Source organism: Kitasatospora sp. NPDC059673, from assembly GCF_042734215.1.
Lineage (GTDB): Bacteria > Actinomycetota > Actinomycetes > Streptomycetales > Streptomycetaceae > Kitasatospora.
Genome location: NZ_JBHWEN010000021.1, coordinates 61,862 through 82,573 on the forward strand (window position 1 = coordinate 61,862; position 20,712 = coordinate 82,573).

Annotated in this window: 14 protein-coding genes, 3 tRNA genes and 1 pseudogene; 12 read left to right on the forward strand and 6 right to left on the reverse strand. The window is 74.4% G+C overall.

All coding sequences use genetic code 11. The features are described 5' to 3' along the window. Positions 1 to 27 precede the first annotated feature (27 nt). Together ACFV18_RS23640 and ACFV18_RS23645 are read left to right on the forward strand one after the other, a co-directional pair. A complete protein-coding gene (locus ACFV18_RS23640) occupies positions 28 to 1,689 on the forward strand; it encodes a long-chain fatty acid--CoA ligase (protein WP_380486284.1) in 1,662 nt (553 codons plus the stop codon). Between the two features lie 100 nt (positions 1,690 to 1,789). Continuing rightward, positions 1,790 to 2,017 (forward strand): annotated as a pseudogene (locus tag ACFV18_RS23645) (DUF4396 domain-containing protein); the annotation flags it as partial. Between the two features lie 106 nt (positions 2,018 to 2,123). Here ACFV18_RS23645 and ACFV18_RS23650 read toward each other — a convergent pair. After that, positions 2,124 to 2,777: a hypothetical protein gene (locus ACFV18_RS23650; RefSeq protein ID WP_380486287.1), complete on the reverse strand. Its 654-nt coding sequence runs from the start codon at positions 2,775 to 2,777 to the stop codon at positions 2,124 to 2,126. A gap of 134 nt (positions 2,778 to 2,911) precedes the next feature. Here ACFV18_RS23650 and ACFV18_RS23655 point away from each other — a divergent pair, with 134 nt between their 5' ends. Together ACFV18_RS23655 and ACFV18_RS23660 are read left to right on the forward strand one after the other, a co-directional pair. Beyond that, positions 2,912 to 3,589 (forward strand): response regulator transcription factor, encoded by a 678-nt coding sequence (locus ACFV18_RS23655; protein WP_380486288.1) that lies wholly within the window; start codon positions 2,912 to 2,914, stop codon positions 3,587 to 3,589. Continuing rightward, positions 3,582 to 5,075, forward strand: coding sequence for a sensor histidine kinase (locus ACFV18_RS23660; protein WP_380486290.1), 1,494 nt, complete (start codon positions 3,582 to 3,584; stop codon positions 5,073 to 5,075). Before ACFV18_RS23655 ends, ACFV18_RS23660 begins: the two co-directional genes overlap by 8 nt. 7 nt (positions 5,076 to 5,082) lie before the next feature. On the opposite strand, the gene ACFV18_RS23665 is transcribed toward ACFV18_RS23660, so the two are convergent. After that, on the reverse strand, positions 5,083 to 8,307 hold the full coding sequence (locus tag ACFV18_RS23665; protein ID WP_380486292.1) for a PAS domain-containing protein: 3,225 nt from the start codon (positions 8,305 to 8,307) through the stop codon (positions 5,083 to 5,085). 201 nt (positions 8,308 to 8,508) lie between these two features. Here ACFV18_RS23665 and ACFV18_RS23670 point away from each other — a divergent pair. The 6 genes from ACFV18_RS23670 to ACFV18_RS23695 all read left to right on the forward strand — a co-directional run bounded on the left by ACFV18_RS23670 (position 8,509) and on the right by ACFV18_RS23695 (position 15,723). Next, positions 8,509 to 8,599, forward strand: a tRNA-Ser gene (locus tag ACFV18_RS23670). A gap of 177 nt (positions 8,600 to 8,776) precedes the next feature. Further along, positions 8,777 to 8,852: transfer RNA gene (locus ACFV18_RS23675), tRNA-Arg, on the forward strand. A gap of 34 nt (positions 8,853 to 8,886) precedes the next feature. After that, positions 8,887 to 8,962: transfer RNA gene (locus ACFV18_RS23680), tRNA-Arg, on the forward strand. Between the two features lie 1,278 nt (positions 8,963 to 10,240). Then, complete coding sequence (locus ACFV18_RS23685) at positions 10,241 to 13,339, forward strand: Ig-like domain-containing protein (protein ID WP_380486294.1); 3,099 nt, start codon at positions 10,241 to 10,243, stop codon at positions 13,337 to 13,339. A gap of 192 nt (positions 13,340 to 13,531) precedes the next feature. Next, entirely contained in the window at positions 13,532 to 14,770 is a 1,239-nt protein-coding gene (locus tag ACFV18_RS23690; protein ID WP_380486296.1) for an SPFH domain-containing protein, read from the forward strand. Continuing rightward, complete coding sequence (locus tag ACFV18_RS23695) at positions 14,767 to 15,723, forward strand: C40 family peptidase (RefSeq protein WP_380486298.1); 957 nt, start codon at positions 14,767 to 14,769, stop codon at positions 15,721 to 15,723. The genes ACFV18_RS23690 and ACFV18_RS23695 overlap by 4 nt, the downstream gene beginning before the upstream one ends. A gap of 72 nt (positions 15,724 to 15,795) precedes the next feature. Here ACFV18_RS23695 and ACFV18_RS23700 read toward each other — a convergent pair whose 3' ends face one another. Further along, positions 15,796 to 16,752, reverse strand: a complete 957-nt coding sequence (locus tag ACFV18_RS23700; RefSeq protein ID WP_380486300.1) for an aldo/keto reductase — start codon at positions 16,750 to 16,752, stop codon at positions 15,796 to 15,798. A gap of 151 nt (positions 16,753 to 16,903) precedes the next feature. Here ACFV18_RS23700 and ACFV18_RS23705 point away from each other — a divergent pair, with 151 nt between their 5' ends. Together ACFV18_RS23705 and ACFV18_RS23710 are read left to right on the forward strand one after the other, a co-directional pair. Continuing rightward, a complete protein-coding gene (locus ACFV18_RS23705) occupies positions 16,904 to 17,104 on the forward strand; it encodes a hypothetical protein (RefSeq protein ID WP_380486302.1) in 201 nt (66 codons plus the stop codon). A 103-nt stretch (positions 17,105 to 17,207) separates the two neighbouring features. Further along, positions 17,208 to 18,056 (forward strand): tyrosine-protein phosphatase, encoded by an 849-nt coding sequence (locus tag ACFV18_RS23710; RefSeq protein ID WP_380486304.1) that lies wholly within the window; start codon positions 17,208 to 17,210, stop codon positions 18,054 to 18,056. A gap of 226 nt (positions 18,057 to 18,282) precedes the next feature. On the opposite strand, the gene ACFV18_RS23715 is transcribed toward ACFV18_RS23710, so the two are convergent. From ACFV18_RS23715 to ACFV18_RS23725, 3 genes are all read right to left on the reverse strand, one after another. Then, positions 18,283 to 19,107 (reverse strand): RNA polymerase sigma factor SigF, encoded by an 825-nt coding sequence (locus tag ACFV18_RS23715; protein WP_380486431.1) that lies wholly within the window; start codon positions 19,105 to 19,107, stop codon positions 18,283 to 18,285. Between the two features lie 173 nt (positions 19,108 to 19,280). Beyond that, entirely contained in the window at positions 19,281 to 20,138 is an 858-nt protein-coding gene (locus tag ACFV18_RS23720; RefSeq protein WP_380486306.1) for an RNA polymerase sigma factor SigF, read from the reverse strand. Positions 20,139 to 20,342: 204 nt separating this feature from the next. Continuing rightward, positions 20,343 to 20,636, reverse strand: a complete 294-nt coding sequence (locus tag ACFV18_RS23725) for a Dabb family protein (RefSeq protein ID WP_380486308.1) — start codon at positions 20,634 to 20,636, stop codon at positions 20,343 to 20,345. Between the last annotated feature and the right edge of the window lie 76 nt (positions 20,637 to 20,712).

Sequence of the window (20,712 nt, forward strand, 5' to 3'; positions counted from 1 at the left end):
CCGCCGGCCGGTCAAGGAGGACCCCTGGTGTACAGCACGATGCAGGACGTTCCACTCACTGTCGCCCGGATTCTGCAGCACGGGTCCACCATTCACAGCCGGTCGACCATCACCACCTGGACCGAGAACGGCCCAGTCGTGCGGACCTTCGCCGAGGTCGGCGGCCGCGCCGCGCAGCTCGCCCACGCGCTCCGGGACGAACTCGGGGTGACGGACGGCAGCGTGGTGGCCACGCTGATGTGGAACAACACCGAGCACCAGGAGGCGTACCTGGCGATCCCGGCCATGGGCGCGGTGCTGCACACCCTGAACCTGCGGCTGCCCGCCCAGCAGCTGGAGTACATCGTCCGGCACGCCGCGGACCGGGTGGTGATCGTCAACGGCTCGGTGCTGCCGCTGCTCGCCGCCGTCCTGCCGCGGCTCGGCGACGTGGTCCGGCACATCGTGGTGGCCGGCCCGTACGACCCGGCGCTGCTGGCGGGCTTCGAGGGGACGGTGCACGACTACGAGGCGCTGATCGCCGGCCGCCCGACCGACTACCCGTGGCAGACCGAGATCGACGAGAAGCAGGCCGCCGCGCTCTGCTACACCTCGGGCACCACCGGCGACCCCAAGGGCGTGGTGTACAGCCACCGGTCGATCTACCTGCACTCGATGCAGATCATCGCCGCCGACAGCTTCGGCCTGACCGCCCGCGACACCGTGCTGCCGGTGGTGCCGATGTTCCACGTGAACTCCTGGGGCATCCCGCACGCGGCGTTCATGACCGGCGCGAGCCTGCTGATGCCGGACCGCTTCCTGCAGCCCAAGCCGCTGGCCGAGATGATCGACCGGGTGAAGCCGACCTTCAGCGCCGCCGTCCCGACCATCTGGACCGGCCTGCTGGACGAGCTGGACGCCGGTGACTACGACACCTCCACCCTGAAGACCGTGGTGATCGGCGGTTCGGCCTGCCCGCCCGCGCTGATGAAGGCCTTCGAGGAGCGGCACGGGATCCGGGTCATCCACGCCTGGGGCATGACCGAGACCTCCCCGCTGGGCACCGTCGCCCACCCGCCGGCCGGCGTCAGCGGCGAGGACGAGTGGGCCTACCGGGTCACCCAGGGTGTCTTCCCCGCCTCCGTGGAGGCCCGGCTGATCGGCCCCGGCGGCGAGCCGATGTCGCACGACGGCGTCGCGGAGGGCGAGCTGGAGGTGCGCGGCCCGTGGATCGCCGGGGCGTACTTCGGCGGCGCGGACGGCGAGGCAATCCGGCCCGAGGACAAGTTCAGCCCCGACGGCTGGCTGCGCACCGGCGACGTCGGCACCATCACCGCCGACGGCTACCTGACCCTCACCGACCGGGCCAAGGACGTGATCAAGTCCGGTGGGGAGTGGATCAGTTCGGTCGCCCTGGAGAACCACCTGATGGCCCACCCCGAGGTGGCCGAGGCCGCCGTGGTGGCCGTCCCCGACGAGAAGTGGGGCGAGCGCCCGCTGGCCACCGTGGTGCTGCGCCCCGGCGCCACCGCCGGCCTGCCCGAGCTGCGGGCCTTCCTGGCCGAGCGGGTCGCCTCCTGGCAGCTGCCGGAGCGCTGGTCGGTGATCGAGTCGGTGCCGAAGACCTCGGTGGGCAAGTTCGACAAGAAGGTGATCCGGGCCGACTACGCCGCCGACCGGCTGGACGTGACGGTGGTCGGCAAGGAGTGACCGCCAACGGCCCCACGGGGGCCACGGCGGTCACCACGGTCACCACGGTCATGGCGGCGGCGGCAACAGCTGGGCCACCGCCGCCCGGACGACCGGCGTCGGCTTCGGCCTGCACAGCGGCGCCACCGCGGTGCTGCCGATCGCCCCGGCCTTCGTCCCCGGCCACGCACTGACCGCGCGCGGCGTGCCGAAGGCCGGCCCGAGCGTCCGCGAGGCGACGAAGGCCGCGCAGACCGCCGACACCGTGTCGATCCTCGTGCTGGAGCTGATCGACAACGGTCTGATGGCCGCCCTCCCGGGCAGCTGCTGTTCCGGGTCCGCCGGCTGATCGGCCACGCCGTCGTGCATGCCCACCACTGACCCCGGGCGGGCCACGAACGCCCGAAGGGCCCCGCCGCAGCTCTCGGTTCTGCGGCGCGGCCCTTCGGGCCCGGTCAGCGACCGTTCACGACGGTGTTGCCGGTGATCGACCCGTCGGTGCCGTCCACCATCACCAGGTGGCGGACGCCGTCCGTGCCGAGCACCTCGACCGCCCAGGAGCTACCGCCGCCCTCCCGGCCGACCACCGACAGCGCGCCCACCTTGCCGCCGGGCACCGCACCGGCCGCCTTGGCCAGCGCCTGATCGGCGGCCACGGCCGGCAGCGGCGCCGGCGCGAGCTTCGCCGCCCGACCACCCGGCTGCTCCGCCCCACTGCCCTGGGCACCGCGGTGCGCCGCCTTCCCGTCGCCCTTCCCGTTGCCCTCCCTGTCGCCCATCCAGCCGTCCATCCGGCCGTCCTGGTGGGCCCCCGGCCAGCCGTACGCACCGGGCGCACCGGGCGCCCCGGGTGCCTCGGGCGCACCCGGCACCCGGTGCCCGAACCCCCACTCGGCCATCGGCCGCCCACGCTCGGGGTGGTGCAGCGCCACCCCGGCGGTGAGCGCGACTCCCAGTACCAGTACGGCCGCCGCGCCCAGTGCCCAGCGGCTGCCCCGCCGCTTCGGCAGCCGGACCCAGCGCCGACGGAACGCCGGCCCGGCCGCCTTCCCGACCTCGGGCTCGAACGGCTCCGGCGACTGCGGCATTGGCGACTGCGGCTCGGACATCTGCGTCCCACTTCCCCTCGACGACCCGGCCGGGACCGAATCCGCCGGCCGGGCGCCCAGCATGCCGCCGCCCGCCTGAAGCCAAGCTGAAGCCGCCCCCACGGCCCGGCCCGGCGCCTGCCACGCTGGTTTCCATGCGCGTACTGGTGGTCGAGGACGAACGGCGGCTCGCCGCCGCACTGCAACGCGGCCTGCGGGCCGAGGGGTTCGCCGTCGATGTCGCCCACGACGGCGAGGACGGCCTCTGGCTGGCCACGGAGCACGACTACGACGTGATCGTGCTCGACATCATGCTGCCCCGGCTGAACGGCTACCGGGTCTGCGCCCGGCTGCGGGCCGCCGGCGACGACACCCCGATCCTGATGCTGACCGCCAAGGACGGCGAACTCGACGAGGCCGAGGCGCTGGACACCGGCGCCGACGACTTCCTGTCCAAGCCGTTCTCCTACGTGGTGCTGGTGGCCCGGCTGCGCGCCCTCGTCCGGCGGACCGGACGCCGCCTCCCGCAGACCCTGGAGTTCGGCGACCTGGCGATCGACCCGGCCCGCCGCACCTGCACCCGCGCGGGCACCGAAGTGCGGCTCACCACCCGCGAGTTCGCCGTCCTGGAGTGCCTGGCCCGGGCGGCCGGCGGGGTGGTCTCCAAGCGCGAGATCCTGGAGCGGGTCTGGGACTCGGCCTACGACGGCGACCCGGCCGTCGTCGAGGTCCACATCAGCGCCCTGCGCCGCAAGATCGACGCCCCGTTCGGCCGCAGCGCCGTCGGCACCGTCCGCGGCGCGGGCTACTGGTTGGCGGCGGACGGTGGTTGATCGCCTGCGCCGCCTCCGACCTCGCCTCCTGCGCCTCCTGCGCCTCCTGCGCCGCCTGCGGCGGTTCGTGCCGCGCTCGGTCCGCGCCCGGGCGACCTTCGCCGCCACCGCGGTGGTGACGCTCGCGCTGGGCGGCAGCTCGGTCGCGCTGCTCGCCGTGCTGCACACCAACCTGCTCCGCACCGCCCGGGACTCCGCGGTCGAACAGGCCGGCAAGGTGGTCGAGCTGGCGTCCCGCGAACACCTGCCGCCGGTCCTCTCCCCGCGCGGCGGAGCCTCCGTCTGGGTGCTGGACGCCGACGGGAAACCGGTCGCCGCCACCCCGGACCTGCTGTTCCGCCCCCTCGCAGCGCCGCCCGCCCCGAAGCTCCCGGGCCCGCACGCCCCCGTCCCGCCCGCCCCCGTCCCGCACGCCCCCGGACCGGACAACGGCCTGCTCCCGTACCCGTCCGGTGAACCGCCGTTGATGCTCGGGCCGCGCATCCACGACCGCCGCCAGCAGGTGATCACCTTGTCCGTCACCGGACCGGACGGGCCGCTCACCGTGCATGCCGCCGCCTCGCTGCGCGACGTGGACGCCGCCGGGGACACCACCGGCACCGCCCTGGCCGTCGGCGTCCCGGTGCTGGTGCTGCTGGTCGCGGCCGTCACCTGGCGGGTCACCGGCCGGGCGCTGCGCCCGGTGGAGGCGATCCGCGCCGAGGTCGCCGAGATCACCGGCCACGACCTGCACCGCCGGGTCCCCGTCCCGCACACCGGCGACGAGGTGGCCCGGCTGGCCGTCACCGTCAACGCCACCCTGGACCGGCTGGAGGACGCGGGCCTGCGCCAGCGCCGCTTCATCGCCGACGCCTCGCACGAACTGCGCAGCCCCATCGCGGTGTTGCGCACCCAGCTGGAGGTGGCGCTGGCCCACCCGGACCCGGAACTGTGGCCCGAACTGCTCGCCGACGCGCTGGAGGACACCGTCCGCCTGCAGGACCTGGCCGCAGACCTGCTGCTGCTGGCCCGGCTGGACGCCGCCGACCCGGTCGCCGTCGAACTCCTCGACCTGACCGCCCTGTTCGCCGACGCGCTGGCCGCCCGCACCGCCGACCGGATCCCGGTCACGGCCCAACTTGCCGAGGGCGCCCAGGTGTTGGGCAACCGCACCTGGCTGACCAGGCTGCTCACCAACCTGGTCGACAACGCCCAGCGCTACGCCACGAGCCGGGTGAAGGTCCAACTCGCGCTCCAGGGGCCGCTGGTGGTGCTGGAGGTGTCCGACGACGGGCCGGGCATCCCGGCGGCCGACCGGGAGCGGGTGTTCGAGCGCTTCACCCGGCTCGACGACGCCCGCAGTCGCGAACTCGGCGGCGCCGGGCTGGGGTTGGCCATCGCCCGGGATCTCGCCGGGCACCACGGCGGCACCCTGTCCGCCGAGCCCGCCCGCACCGGCGCCCGCCTGGTCGCCCGCCTGCCGAAGGCGGGGGCCGAACAGGACTGACGTGCAGTCAGAACGAGGCGGCCGTCGCCACCTGCCCCAACGCGCCGACCCGGGCCAGCAGTTCGACGATCCGGCGCTGCACCTCGTCGGTGGTGGAGCGCTCAGCCAGGAACAGCACGTTCGCGCCGGTGCGCAGCCCGGCGCGGGCCTGCGGGTCCAGGTCGGCCGAGGTGTACACCACCAGCGGGGTGCGGTGCAGGCGATCGTTGGCGCGCAGCCAGTCCAGCAGGCCGAGGTCGCCGCGTTCGATCCGCTGCAGGTCGAGCACCACCAGGTTGGGCTGGATGCTGCTGGCCCGGGCCACCGCCTCGTTCTCGTCGGCGGCGTGCTCCACCTGCATGCCGCGCCGCTCCAGGCTGGCGACCAGCGCGGCGGCGACGTCGGGGTCGGACTCCACCAGCAGGACCCGGGCGGCGTGGTTCTCGCTGTCCCGGGGGGCCAGTGCCCGCAGCAGCACGGCCGGGTCGGCCCCGTAGGCGGCGTCCCGGGTGGCCTGGCCGAGACCGGCGGCCAGCAGCACGGGGATCCGTCCGGCCAGTGCGGCGGTGCGCAGCGCCTGCAGGGCGGTGCGGGTGATCGGCCCGGTCAGCGGGTCGACGAAGAGGGCGGCGGGGGTCTGCGGCACCTGGGCGTCGACCTCCTCGCGGGAGGCCACGACGACCGGCCGGAAGCCCCGGTTCTGCAGCGCGCCGTGGGTGGACGGGTCGGGTTCGGGCCACACCAGCAGCGGCCGGGGGCCGTCGAACGCGGGCTCCTTGGCGGGGGCCAGTTCGGCGACCGGCCGGGGCGGCGTGCGCCCCTCGACCACGCCGGGCCCGGCGGGCAGCGCCAGCGCGCCGCCGCTCTCGCCCGAACCGGCGGGCAGTGCCTGCCCGTTGACGGCCTGCGGGGCCGTCTCGCCCGGGGCGGCGGGCAGTTCTTCGGCCTGCTGCGGCGTCCCGGGCGGCGGGAAGGCGCCCGGGAAGGCCAGCGGGCGCGGCGGGACGAGCCCGCCCAGGCCGGTGCCGACCGGCTGCGGCTGGCCGCTCTCGGCGGCGACCGGCTGCGTGGCGGGCACCTGGGGCACGGCCGGCGCGGCGGGCCGGACGGCGACCTCCAGCGCGGTGGACGGCTCCGGGGCGCCGGCGGGGACGGGCGGCAGTACCGTCGTCACCTCCTCCGCCCTCTCCGCGGTGTCGGCCGGCAGCGCCAGCCGCCGCCGTCGCCCGGTGGGCTGGGCCGGCGGCACGACGGGCTCCGGCGGGCTGGTGGGCAGCGCGTGCTCCAGCCCCGGGTAGACGGGCGTACCGGCGTCCGGGATTCCGGGCAGCTGCAGCGCCGGTGAGCTGTCGCCGGAGCCGGCGTGCGCCCGGCGGGCCCGCCGCCCGGTGCGGCTCGGCGGCTCGGCGCTCGGCAACTGTCCGTCCCCGGCGGACCCGGCGGCCCCGCTTTCGGCCGGTTCGGCGGCGGCCGGCCCGGGGCTGCCGGGAGCGGCCGGTTCGGGCGGGGCGTCGTCCTCGCGGGCCGGACGGGCCCGGCGGCGGCCGGAGCCCTGGGTGTCGTCGGCCCGGGCGGTGGCGGCGCCGTCCTTGGCCGGCTCGGGCTTTGACGCTTCGTCGCCCTTGGTCGCCTCCGGCTCGGCCGCGGGGGGCTGCCCGGGGAGGTCGGGCAGCATCGCGGTGTCGGAGTCCTTGGGGACGTGCTGCTGCTTGTCCGGCGTGTCCCCGTCGCCACCGTCGGGGTCGAGCGGCAGCTCCACCACGTAGGTGGCCCCGCCGCCGCCGGGCAGGTCGTGCCGCTGCAGGACGCCGCCGTGCCGCTGGACGGCGGCGCGGGCGATCGGCAGGTGGACGGCGCTGGCGCTCTGCGCGGGGCCGCGCACCTCGATCCGGGCGACCTGTCCGCGCTGGGCGGCGGCCAGCACCACCATCGGCGGCTGCCCGGGGTCGGGGGCCGGCCCGGCGAACGCCCCGCCGGTGGTGGCGGATTCGTCCTCGGCGCGGGCGGGTTCGGGTACGGGGGTGACGCCGCTGACGTCGGCGACCAGGTGGGCGAGCGCCTGGGCGAGGCGTTCGCGGTCGGCGAGCACCTTCACGGCGGCGGCGTGCACCGAGTAGCGGACCCGGCCGGGGCCGACCAGTTCGCCGGCCCGGTCGACGGCCAGCTGCACGACCTCGTCCAGGCCGATCCGTTCGCGGTCCAGGGCGGCCTTGCCGCGCTCGGCGGCGGCCTCGAAGCGCTGGTGCTCCAGCACGCCCTCGATCAGCCGGCCGAACCGGCGGCACTCGTCGGCGAGCCGGCGCAGCGTCCAGTTGGCCTCCGGCCAGAGCTGCCCGGCGGGGTCCGCGGCGAGCGCGTCGATCCGCCGGTGCAGGGCGCCGAGCGCGCCGCCGAGTTCGGACTCCAGCACGGCGGTGAGGTGCTCGTTGCGTGCGGTGAGCGCGAGTTCGTGGGTGCGGTCGGTGAACGTCATGACGGCGCCGACCAGTTGCTCGCCGTCCCGGACCGGCGCGGTGGTCAGATCGACGGTGACGGGGCTGCCGTCCTTGCGCCACAGCACGGTGTTGCGGATCCGGTGCTTGCGGCCGGAGTGCAGGGTGTCGTTCAGCGCCGAGCTCTCGGCGGCCAGCGGGCTGCCGTCGGGCTGCGAGTGCTGGATCAGCGGGTGCAGTTCGCGGCCGCCGAGTTCGCTGGCCCGGAAGTCCAGGATGTGCGCGGCGGCCGGGTTGACCAGCACCACGCGGCCTTCCAGGTCGACGCCGAGGACGCCCTCGGCGGCGGCCCGCAGGATCATCTCCGTCTGCTTGTGCTGGCGCCGCAGTTCGGACTCCACGCCGAGACGCGTCGACAGGTCACGGACCAGGATCAGCAGCAGGTCCTGGTCGGTGGTGGTGAAGGACAGGAAGCCGTGCGCCTCCCCGCCGCCCTCGTCGGTGAAGTCGTTGCCGGACACCTCGACGGCGAAGGTGGTGCCGTCGGTGCGTCGGGCGGTCATCCGGACCGGTGTTTCCAGGCTCTGGGTCTCGCTCGCCGGGGGCCGCATCGAACCGGGGATTCGGCTGGGGTCGAACTCCGGCAGCAGGTCCAGCACTCCCCGGCCGACCAACGAGGTGCCGGGGGCCTGCAGGCTCTCCACGGCGGCCTTGTTGACGTCGACCACCGTGCCGTTGGAGTTCACCAGCAGCAACGGATCGGGCAGTGCGTCGAGTATCGCGGCGAGGCGAGCAGCGCCTCGGGTCGGCCTGCTGCTCACGTCGACAGGTCTCCTCACGCCTTCGGGCCGCCGCTTCGACGGGCGGCTCTGGCTCTCCTCGGAGACTGGAGTATCTCATTCTTCTTTGCGCCGTGGACGACCCGGCCAGTATCGTTGTGGTGGTTGGTGCCGGAGCCTTCGGCTGTGGCATCATCGCAGTCGCACGGAGTGCGCCGGAGTCCCGGTCGCAGTCCGGGTGTTGGAGGCGTCGCCTAGTCCGGTCTATGGCGCCGCACTGCTAATGCGGTTTGGGCTTTACCGTCCATCGAGGGTTCAAATCCCTCCGCCTCCGCTTCACCGGGAGCCCCGTCGGTCACTGACCGGCGGGGCTCTCGCGTTGTCTGGCGTTGTTCGCCGAGCGGCCTCCGAGGCGGCCTTGACGGGGCCACCGGCAATCGATTTCGCCCCAGGTCGCCGGTCATGTAATGTTGTCCCCGCACCGCCCAGGAGGCCAAGGCCGACGGGGCGAGCGCTCATAGCTCAACGGATAGAGCACTTGACTACGGATCAAGAGGTTGCAGGTTCGAATCCTGCTGAGCGCACCAATCTCCGCTCGCGGTTCCGCAAGGGGCCGTCCGAGCGCTCATAGCTCAACGGATAGAGCACTTGACTACGGATCAAGAGGTTGCAGGTTCGAATCCTGCTGAGCGCACCAGCCGAAGGCCCCGGGTTCCCACCCGGGGCCTTCGCCGTTCCCGGGCCGGCCGAGTTCGCGTTCCGCGGGTGTTCGCGGGCGGCTGCGGTTGAACGTGGCGGTGGCGGGTTGCGCGGGACGCGCTTGGGATCGGCGTGCCGGTCGAGGAGTTGGGCGGCGAACGCGGGCGCGCGGTCCGGGCGGCCGGACAGGGGGATGGCACGGCGGGCGGATCGCGATGGAGCGGGGACGCGCCGGGCGCGGACGCCGAGAGTACGGCGTGCAGCCACGCGTGCGCCTTCACCAGGCGCGGCGGCCGGTCGTCCCGGGCGAGCTGTTCCAGCAGAGCCTTGATCCGGGCCCAGCCGGTGCCGTCGGCGATCACCAGCAGCGGCCGCTCGAAGCCCTCGCCGACCGGCGGTCCGAGCCGCAGGCGCTCTCGGGGCCGGACGTCATCGCCCCGGTCGGAGCTGACGGTCAGGTACCGGCCGGCGGTGAACGGGTACGGGTGGTCGGGCGCCACGGTGAGCACCGCCAGGTCGGTGGTGGCGCGGCGGACGGCCGGCGCGGGGTGCCGACGGGGACGGCCTGCTCGGCCCGGCGCTCGACGACGGCGTGGCCGACACCGGCCGACCGCAAGGCCGTAGGGCACCGGGGAGGACCCCAGCCTGCGGCGGCTTCGGTCGGAGCCTGGCCCGCGATCTCCGCGACGACGCCGTACAGGGCCGTCCAGGACGCCGCGGCCACCGTTGTCCAGGCGTTCCCGAGGGCGGCCAGCTCGCGCCGACGGCGGGGAAGTGCCCGGGGAGGGCGCCGTACCCCGCGTGCGGGCGGCCCAAGCCCTGCGGCACGTCGACCACGGCGTCGGTGTCGGTGGCGTCGAGTTTGTTCGCACACCCGGGTTGTGCTCGAACAAATGGGCGTAGAAGTATGCGGTGACATCGCCCCCGCAGGGCTCGGCGCGGGCGAAGCTGCTTTTGGTGAGCGTGGAATCAATAGTCACGCCAGCCGACTCAACCGATAAACACACCAATTCCAATCAAGAGATCTGACGACCAGTCAAATAAGCGCAGCAGTGCCCGATTGATGCCCGCTTGGGCGAGTTGGTGCCCGGCCTGGCGGGTATCCCGATACTGCCGACCGATTGGCTGCTGAACGGGTGGAATCGGGCGATCGAGCAGGTGTCGGGGTACGACCGAAACCACATCGTGATTCCCTTTTGTCTGATCGTCATCACCATTCGGGTGTATGGCATCGGACCGCGAATTCGGCGGACGAAGACACCGAGAGGAGAGCCGGATGTGCCGACAGTTCCTCCACCGGGCCCCGGCCCCCGACGCCCGCCCGGCCGACGGTGACCGGCCCGGGCCCTGGATCGGCCGGACCACCACCGCCCTGATCGCCACCGGGCTGCTCACCGGTCTCGGCACCCCGCCGGTGGCCGCCCAGCAGACGCCCGACAGCTGGTCCGCCGAGCGGCGCGCCCAACTGCCCTCCGGGCTGGCCGTCCGGTTCGACTTCGAGGCCGTTCAGGGGGTGACGGTCGAGGCCGCGCCCGGCAAGCTCGCCGAACGGGCCGCCGGCGCCGGCGTCTACACCGACGGCATCCGCCCCGGCGACCCGGCCGAGACCTTCCGCGTCGCCGAGGACCACCCCCATGCGGACGGCTCCTGGCACCCCCTCGGCACGCTGCGGCTCTCCTTCTCCCGCCCCGTGCGCAACCCCCGCCTGCACCTCAGCGGCCTGACCGGCCTGGCCACCGGCCGGGGCGGTACCACCGGCACCAGTACCCGGCTGACGGTCGCCGGCGGCAGCCCCGCCGCCCCCACCCTGGTCGGTCGCACCGGCTGGCCGGGCTGGACGGTCGGCCCCGGCGAGCTCGCCCCCGCCGCCGACGGCCCCCGTGACGGCGACGCCGGCGGCGACGGCACGCTCGAACTGTCCGGCACCGTCACCACCGTCGAGCTGCGCGTCGAACAGCGCTCCACCGCCCGTGGCGGCTCCACCACCCCGCCGATGACGCTCCGTCCGGCCTGGACGGTCTCCCTCGACGAGAGCCTCGGCAGCGCCCCGCAGAGCTACGGCAACGCCTCCCACCTGGTCTCCGACCTGTTCCTCGGCCAGGACGCCGCACCGGCCAACCGCTCCCGGCCCGGCCTCGCCCAGTCCGTCGAGAGGCCGCTGCTGCCCGCCCCGCCCGCCGCCGGCCCGGTCGCGCTCAGCGTGGAGACCGACGGCGGGGCGAGCCGCCGCAGCCCCTGGGCCAGCCCGCCGTCGCCGCCCCGGCTCCAGCCCGGCCGCGCCGACCACCAGGGCGCCGACCCGACCCTCGCCTTCCCCGCCGAGGCCACGCCCGGGCGCACCTACCGGATCGAGGTGCCGGTCGGCCCCGGCCCCGAGCCCGCGGTGCTGGCCGGCTGGATCGACTTCGACCACAACGGGCGGTTCGACCCGGCCGAGCGGGTGCAGGCCGAGGTCCCCGCAGGGGCGAGCAGCGCCGCGCTGGAGTGGATGGTCCCGGCCGGCGCCGCGAGCGGCGACACCTGGGCCCGGCTGCGGGTGGCCCGCGACGGCTCCCAACTCGTCACCGCCGACGGCTTCGCCGACTCCGGGCAGGTCGTCGACCAGCGGGTCGCCCCGGCCGTCCGCGCCGCCGAACCGGAGAGCGCCGCCGACGGGCCGGAGATCGGCCTGCCCGTCCCCGGCACCGTCACCGGCGAGGTACGCCCCGAGTTCCGCGGTGACGGCGCGCGGGCCGGAGCGGGCATCGCCGTCCAGGAGAACGGCGCCACCCTGTGCACCGCGCAGGTCGGCGAGGACGGCAGCTGGAACTGCCGCCCCGACAGCGCGCTCGGCGAGAGCACCCACGCCCTCGTCCTGGCGCAGACCCTGCCGGGCGGCACGGCCGTGCGCGGTGAGCCGTTCCGGCTGACCGTCAAAACCACGGCGCCGACCGCCCCCGTGCTCACCCTGCCCGCCTACAGCAACGATCCGGGCCTGCTGGTCACCGGCCTCGGCGAGCCCGCCTCCGCCGTCACCGTCACCGCGGACGGCGGGCCGGAGGACCTCGACCTGTGCACCACCGGCGTCGCCGCCGACGGCAGTTGGTCCTGCCTGCCGGTGGAGAACCTGGCCGACGGCGTCCACCGGCTCACCCCGCACGCCCGCGACGGCGCCGGCAACCACTCCGACGGCAAGTCCGTCGCGCTCACGGTGGACACCGTCGCGCCCGACAAGCCACGGCTGCTCTCGCCGACCGCCGGTGAACTCCTGCACACCGCCCGCCCCTTGATCAGCGGCCGCGCCGAGCCCGGCGCCACCGTCACCGTCACCGCCGGCCACGGCAACAGCGCACCCGCCACCGTGTGCAGCGCCGTCGCGGCCGCCGACGGCAGCTGGTCCTGCACCGCCACCCACGACCTGGCGGGCGGCGAGGTCACCCTGATCGCCACCGCCACCGACCCGGCGGGCAACGGCACCCCGGGCGACCCGGTCCGGGTCCCCGTCCCGGCCACGGCGGGCGGCAGCGCCGCACCGACACCGTCTCCGGCAACGGCCGTGCCCTCGCCGGCGGTGTCGGTCCCGCCGTCCGCCCACAGCCCGGCCGCGACGAGCCCATCCGCCCCGCCCTTCCCGGCCGGGATTCCGACAGGTGCGGCCCCCTGGGTGCCGGTCCTGTCGGACCTCCTGCCGATCGTGGTGCCGGTGGTGATCCCGGTGCTGACGCCCACGCAGGCACCACCGGTTCCGACGCCGGCGCCCACGCCGACCGGGGGCCAGAGCTCGCCCGCAGCGAGCCCGTCCGTCTCCGCCTCGGCCACCGCGTTCGCCTCTGGCACTGCCCCGGCTTCGGCCGGCGCCTCCGCCGCGGCCATGGCTTCCGCCTCTGCGTCCGTTTCCGCCGCCGTGCCGGTGCCCAGCACGGTCGCCGTGCCGCCGCCGCCCTTCCTGGCGCCGGGGGTGATGCCCGATCAGCCGGTGTTCGCGGCGCCGCACCCGGGGTCGCCGCAGGCCCCGGAGCCGCGGGTGCCGGACGGGACGGCCGCGCCGTCCGGGAGCCCGTCGCCGGTCATCGCGTCGCCCGCGGTGATGCCGTCGGCCGGGAGGCCGAGCGTGACCCGGCCCCCGTCGGCCGCTGCACCGGCCGTGCAGGCCGCACAGCCCAAGCAGCCCAAGCACGCCGCGCGGGCCGAGCAGACCGGTGCCGGCTCTGCGGACGAGGTCGCGAGGGGGCGGACGTTGCCGGCACCACCGCCGGGTGGGGCGGCGGTGGTGCATCGGGCGGCGGCCACCGGATGGCGCGGACTGGCCTGCGGGGCGCTGCTGATCACGGCGGGCTTCGGGCTGCTGGTGCGCCGGATGCTCGCCAGTCGTCGCGGTGGCGCCCGCCGCCACTGACGGTCGGCTCGGTACCGCCCGTCCCGCGATGTGCGGCGGGCGGTACTCCGGTCGAGCCATTTTCCGACATAGCGACACACCGAATGGCATACGTCGCATTTGATGATCAATCAGCCTAGCCTGGGTCCCCGGCACTGCCCGTCAGCTCCGGGCCGCCCGTTGCGCGACACTCTGAACCCTTAGGACACGTGCATGGACGTCACCCGCGACTCGTCGCCGCGACCCCGTACCTGGCCCTCCGCCGCCGAACCCCCCGCCGACCCCGTCGGCGCGACCCCACTGACCAAGGCGGTCGCCAAGGCGGTGAACAACCCGCTGATCAAGGCCACCGCCCCGGTCGAGGAGCAACCCGACCGCAGTGCGCCGACCCAGCTGCTCCCGACGGTCGAACCGGAGGACCGGCCGGACCGCTCCGAGTTCTCGGCCCACCCGACGGTCGCGGACGCCGCCACCCACCGGCGGCCGCCGCGCGCCGACCAGTCGCTGCGCGAGCGCCCGGCGTTCGCGCTGCCGGGCTGGCTGCCGCTGCTGGCGCTGCTCCTCGGCACGGCCGGTGTGCTGCTGGTGCTGGCCCGCGCCGGTGTGGTCCCGCACCTGTCCGGCCTGCCGGACGTCCGTACGGCGGCCGTGAAGGCCGACGGGGCCGCGGCCGACGACCGGACCATCGCCACCATCAGCGCGATCGGGCTGGCGATGATGGTGGCGCTGGCCGGACTGCTGTCCAACCCGGGCGGTGAGACCCGGGTGCTGACCCGCTGGGGCCGCTACCGGGGCACGGTGCGCCGCACCGGCCTGCTGTGGGTGAACCCGATGGTGCGCCGCCGCCGGGTGGACGTCCGGCTGCGGCACTGGCGCAGCGAGGCGGTGCACGTCACCGACCGGACCGGTACTCCGCTGCTGGTGCGGGTGCTGATCGTGTGGCGGGTCAAGGACACCGCGCGGGTCACCCTGGGCATCGCCGACCACGAGACGTATCTGCGCGAGCAGGTGCAGGCCGTTCTCACCCGAACCGCCTCGGCCCTGCCGTGCGACTCCAACTCCGCTCCCGGACCGGCGCTGCGCGACGGCCAGTGGTTCGCCGACGAGCTGACCCGGGCGCTGGCCGCGGAGACCGCCCCGGCGGGCATCGAGGTGTACTCGGTGCAGCCGCTGGCCCTGGACTACGCGCCGGAGGTCGCCGAGTCGATGCGGCGCCGCCGGCTCGCCGACCTGGACGCCGGGCTGCGGACCGTCCTGGTGGACGACGCGGTGGAGGCCGCGGCGCTCGCGGTGCGCCGCCTGGAGCGCGCCACCGCCCACGAGTTGGACGACAGCGCGCGCAGCGCCCTGATGGAGCAGCTGCTGGTCGCGTTCGTCGCCCCGGCCGGGGTGACCGCCTCGGTGCCCGCCCCGGCCGCCCGGCCGGGCCGCAAGGAAGGGAAACCCGCGTGACGACAGCGCTCGCCTCCATATCCACCGACCCCACCGATCTGCCCGACTGGTCGGGCGCCCCGCTGATGGGCTTCGCCGAAGCCGACGGGGCGGCCGCCTGCCGCTGCCCGCAGTGCACCCGCCCGGCCCCGCGCGCCGCCGCGCCCGACGTGGCCGACCGGGCGAGCCGAATACACCGGGCCGTGCGCTCGACCTGTCTGGCCACCACTGTTCTGGCCGGCGCGGGAGCCGTCGGTCTGGGCCTGGGCGCGAGCACCGCGCACGCCATGCCCGCACCGTCCGGCCCGGGCTGGGACGGCAGCGTCTACTGGTTCAAGAACGCGGCCGGGGAGTGGCGCTACACCAAGTGGCACAGCGTCTACCTGGAGCGCACCGGTGGCGCCAAGGGCCAGTCGTCGTCCTCGCAGAGTTCCGGTTCCGCGCAGTCCTCGGGCGGGATCCGCCAGGGCTGGGACGGCAAGGTCTACTGGTTCAGGAACGCGGCCGGTGAGTGGCGTTACACCAGCCACTACGACGTCTATCTGTCCCGCACCGGCGGGGGCGGGTCCTCCTCCTCTTCCCACCAGCCCGGGCCCCCCGCGCCCGCCGCGAGCGGGGTGGAGGCGGCGGTGTCGTACGCGCTGGCGCAGGTCGGCAAGCCCTACGTGTGGGGCGGCAACGGGCCGAACGGCTTCGACTGCTCGGGCCTGGTCCAGCAGGCGTTCCGCCGGGCCGGGGTGTCCACGCCGCGGGTCGCCGACGACCAGTACCGGGCCAGCACGCCGATCACTTCGAAGCAGCTCCAGCGGGGCGACCTGATCTTCTGGTCGGGCAATGGCCGGGTCTCCGGCATCCACCACGTCGCGATCTATCTCGGGGACGGGACGTACGTGGAGGCCCCCCGCCCCGGCAAGAACGTCCGGGTCTCCCGGCTGAGCAGCGGGTACTACCCGGACTTCTTCGGCCGCCCCTGACCGGCCGCGGCCACGCCGACGGCGCCCCTTCCACGGCTGCGGGAGGGGCGCCGTCGGCGCGTTGACGCCAGGTCAGGCGGAGGCGGCGTCCAGTAGCTTCAGCTCGGTCTCGGTCAGCCGCAGCGCGGCGGCGGCCAGCAGCGGGGGCAGCTGCTCGACGGTGCGGGCGCTGGCCAGCGGCGCGGCGATCGTGGGCTGCGCGGCCAGCCAGGCCAGCGCGACGGTGGCGACCTCGGCGCCGTGGGCGGCGGCGACCTCGTCCAGCGCGGCCAGCACGCGCGGACCGCGCGGAGTCTCCAGGTGCCGGAACGCGCCCTGCGCCCGGGAGCTGTCCACCTGCGCGCCGGGGCGGTACTTGCCGGTCAGGAAGCCGGAGGCGAGGGCGTAGTACGGGACGGCGGACAGGCCGTGCGCGGCGACCACCTCGGCGAGCTCGCCCTCGTAGGTGTCGCGGGAGACCAGGTTGTAGTGCGGCTGCACCGCCACGTACCGGGCCAGGCCCTCGCGGGCGGCGAACTCCAGCGAGGCGGCGAGCCGCTGCGCGCCGATGTTGGACGCGGCGAGCTCCCGCACCTTGCCCTCGCGGACCAGCTCGTCCAGCGTCGTGACGATCTCCTCGACCGGCGTGTCCAGGTCGTCCCGGTGGGTGTAGAACAGGTCGATCCGCTCGACGCCGAGCCGGCGCAGCGAGCCCTCGACGGCGCGCCGCACGGTGTCGCGCTTCAGGTTGTCCATGCCGGGCGCCATGCCGGCCTTGGTGGCGATCACGATCTGCTCGCGGTTGCCGCGGCTGCGCAGCCAGTTGCCGATCACCGTCTCGGACTCGCCGCCGGAGTTGCCCGGCGCCCACGAGGAGTAGCCGTCGGCGGTGTCGATGAAGTTGCCGCCCGCCGTGACGTACGCGTCGAGCACCGCGAAGGACTGTGCCTCGTCGGCCGTCCATCCGAACACGTTGCCGCCGAGGGCCAGTTGGGACACGGACAGGTCGGAGGTGCCAAGGGTCACCCGGGGTGCGTCAGTGGAAGTCATGCCCAGGGACAACCCGTTCGGGTCCTGCTTGATTCCGGTGCGCCCGGTTGTTCACCGGGGTGTCGTCCGAGGTGAGGGCTCCGTGCAGAGTGGGCCCGCAGTGGGGTCCGGGGTGTCGGCGGGCCGTCGGGGTTGGCTAGAGTCCCGTTCCATGGCTGACAACGACTACGACCCCGCCGGCTCCACCCAGATGTTCCGGGCGTTCGTCGACGAGGCCCCGGCCGCGCAGGCCCCGGGCACCGTCACCACTTACGGCAGCAACTCCTCGTCGAACCGCACCCCGATGATCGTCATCGGGGCCATCGTGGCCCTGGCGGTCGTGGTCGGCGTGATCTGGCTGGCCGTCAAGTAACCCGCGGAACCCGCCCGCCCGGGACCGGCCGGACGCCCCGGGCGGTCCCGCGCCGCGGCGCGCCTACACTGGCGGCAACCGTCGCAGCCCGCCAGGAGGCCCCGTGTCCGCGCCGTCCACCGAGACCGCCCGAAGCCTCGGCCTGACGGCTGCCGTCAACGCCCGCGACCTGGGCGGCTACCGCACCGCGAACGGCCGCACCGTCCGCCCGGGCCTGCTGCTGCGCACCGAGGCGCTGAGCCGGCTCGGCGAACGCGACCGCGAACTGCTCGGCGCGCTCGGCCTGCGGCACGTCGTCGACCTGCGCAGCCTGGACGAGGTCCGCCACCTGGGCGCCGACCTGGTCCCCGGCCTGCCCACGGCGGTGCTGCCGATGGACGCCGCCGCGACCCTCAGCGTGCCCTCACCGGACGGCCTCGGCCCGGCCCTGCACCACCTGCCGGTGTTCTCCGCCGACTTCGACCTCTACGTGGACCTGCGGCAGGCCCTGGGCAGCGGTGAGCCGGAGGCGATGCACGCCGTGCTCGGCGACGGCCGGGGCACCGCGATGATGACCTCGATGTACCGCTGGTTCGTCACCGACCCACTCGCCCGTTCCCGCTTCGCCACCGTGCTGCGACTGATCGCCGAGGCGGAGGGCGGCCCGGTCCTGTTCCACTGCACCGCCGGCAAGGACCGCACCGGCTGGACGGCCGCCCTGCTCCTCACCGCCCTCGGCGTGGACCGCGACGCGGTCCTCACCGACTACCTGCTCACCAACGAACGCGCGGCGACCCGGATCGCCCGGGTGGACCCCTTGATGCGTCCGTTGGCCCGTGCCGAAACGATTTACCTCGACGCCGCTTTCGACGAACTCACCCGTGGCTGGCCCACTTTCGAGGACTTCTGGCACGACGGCCTCGGCCTGACGGACGATCACCTGTCGGTGCTCCGGACCACCTGCACCCTTTAGGTGCGCGATTCCAGGGGCTCGGGGAACGGCGAGGCCAGGTCTGCGAGTGATCAACGGGGCGCGAGAACGTCCCGAAGTTTCTGGCCCCTGTCTTTGACCCGCCGCCACGTGGCCATCCGCTGTCTTCGACCAGCCGCCGCCTTGGCCTCGCCGCTCTCCGCCGGCCCCGGCGGGCCGGGCGGCACCCCCACTGGCCCCTGGAACCGCACCCCCGGGCCACTGGCGGTCACCCCTCCGCCGTCAGGCCTTCCCGGAGGTGGGCGAGGGTCTTGGTGAGGAGTCGTGAGACGTGCATCTGCGAGATGCCGATCTCCTCGCCGATCTGCGACTGCGTCAGATTGCCGAAGAAGCGCAGCATGATGATCCGGCGCTCGCGCGGCGGGAGCTTGGCGAGCAGCGGCTTGAGCGACTCCCGGTACTCGACGCCTTCGAGCGCGAGGTCCTCGTAGCCGAGGCGGTCGGCGAGCGGGCCGTCGCCGCCGTCGTCCTCGGCGGGGGTGGAGTCGAGGGAGCTCGCGGTGTACGCGTTGCCGACGGCGAGGCCCTCGACCACGTCGTCCTCGGAGACGCCGAGGTAGGCGGCGAGTTCGGGGACGGTGGGGGAGCGGTCGAGCCGCTGGGAGAGTTCGTCGCCGGCCTTGGTGAGGGCCAGGCGCAGTTCCTGGAGGCGGCGCGGGACGCGCACCGACCAGCTGGTGTCGCGGAAGAAGCGCTTGATCTCGCCGACCACGGTGGGCATGGCGAAGGTGGGGAACTCGACGCCGCGCTCGGGGTCGAACCGGTCGATGGCCTTGATCAGGCCGATGGTGCCGACCTGGACGATGTCCTCCATCGGCTCGTTGCGGCTGCGGAAACGCGCGGACGCGTACCGGACCAGCGGCAGGTTGAGCTCGATCAGGGTGTCCCGGACGTAGCCGTGTTCGGCGCTGCCGGGCTCCAGGACGGCGAGCCTGCGGAACAGCGAGCGGGAGAGCGTACGGGTGTCGAGCGCCCGGTCGGGGGCCTCGGCGGGCCCGGCCTGGGCCGGGATCGGTACGACGACGGACTCGATGACCGCACTGCCCTGTTCTGTGAACACGCGCCCACCCCCTTGTGACTGCCTGTCGAACGGGTGCCGCCGTACGGCGGTTCCCGACTGCCGTGTCCTCCTGCTCAATACCGGATCACCGGGCCCGGCAAACCCGATCGTGACGAGTCGTCACCCGGCAGCTGACGGCGGGCGGCTCACTCCTCCCAGGAGTTCCCGGTGCGCAGCCGGGTGAGGATCCGGGACAGCAGCCGGGAGACGTGCATCTGGGACATGCCGAGTTCGGTGGAGATCTGCGACTGGGTGAGGTTGGCGAAGAACCGCAGCATGATGATCCGCCGTTCCCGTTCGGGGAGTTGGACCAGCAGGTGGCGGACCATGTCGCGGTGTTCGACGTCGGTGAGGGCGGAGTCCTCGTAGCCGAGCCGGTCCAGCAGGGCGAGCCCGCCCTCGTGTTCCTGGGCGGCTTCCAGCGAGGCGGCGTTGTAGGCGCGGCCGGCGTCCAGGCAGGCCCGGACGTCCTCCTCGGGGATGCGCAGGTTGGCGGCGATCTCGGGGACCTTGGGGGACCGGCCGTGAATGACCGTCAACTCCTCCATGGCGCCGCTGACTTGGACCCACAGCTCCTGGAGCCGGCGTGGCACGTGCATGGTGCGGACGTTGTCGCGGAAGTAGCGTTTGATCTCGCCGAGGATGGTGGGCAGCGCGTAGGTGGGGAACTGGACACCGCGCTCGGGGTCGAACCGGTCGATGGCGTTGATCAGGCCGATGGTGCCGACCTGGACGATGTCCTCCATGGGTTCGCTGCGGCTGCGGAAGCGGGTGGCGGCGTAGCGGACCAGCGGGATGTTGATCTCGATCAGGGCGGCTCGTACCCGGGCGCGTTCGGGGGCGCCGGGGGGCAGTTCGGCGAGCCGCTCGAACAGCACCCGGGTGAGCGTCCGGACGTCGATGGTGCCGCGGCCGCCGGGGCGGCGGGCGGCCAGTTCGACCGGGTCCGGCAGTTCCTCGGCCCGGTCCTCCGGCGCACTGCTGCCCTGCGTCCGCACGGACACGTCACCCCTCCCTCTGAACCACCTCGCCAAAATTTCCGGCAAAACCGGTCATAGCATCACAAGTCGCTCTGCGGCCGGGCAAGTACCCGGCCGAGGCGTGTTGACGGCCTGTGGAGCATTCGGCGGAGCGCGCCGCGACCCCCGGCCTGATCGGGAGGCCGGGGGTCGCGGCGGTGGTGCGGGTACGGCGAGGGTGGCGGGCGGTCAGACCTCCAGATCGGCGATCACCCAGGTGGCGAAGGTCTTCCACTGCCCGGCGGCGGCCTGATGGGCCGGGTGGCCGAGGTAGGCGGCCAGCGCCTCGCGGTCCTCGACCAGGCTGTTGATCGCGTAGTCGTAGGCGATGTCCCGCTCGGTGGTGTTCCAGCCGCACTCCCACTCGCGCAGCTCCGGGATCAGCGCACCCAGCTCCTCGAACGCCTTCGCGCCCGCCAGGGCCCGCGGGTCGTCCTTGCCGACGCCTTCGTTGAGCTTGAACAGGACCAGGTGCCGGATCACGATGCCGCTCCTCGCGGATCAGGAGGGCACGCCCCGGCCGGGGAGCGCCCCCGAAGGACGAACCCCGCAAACGGTA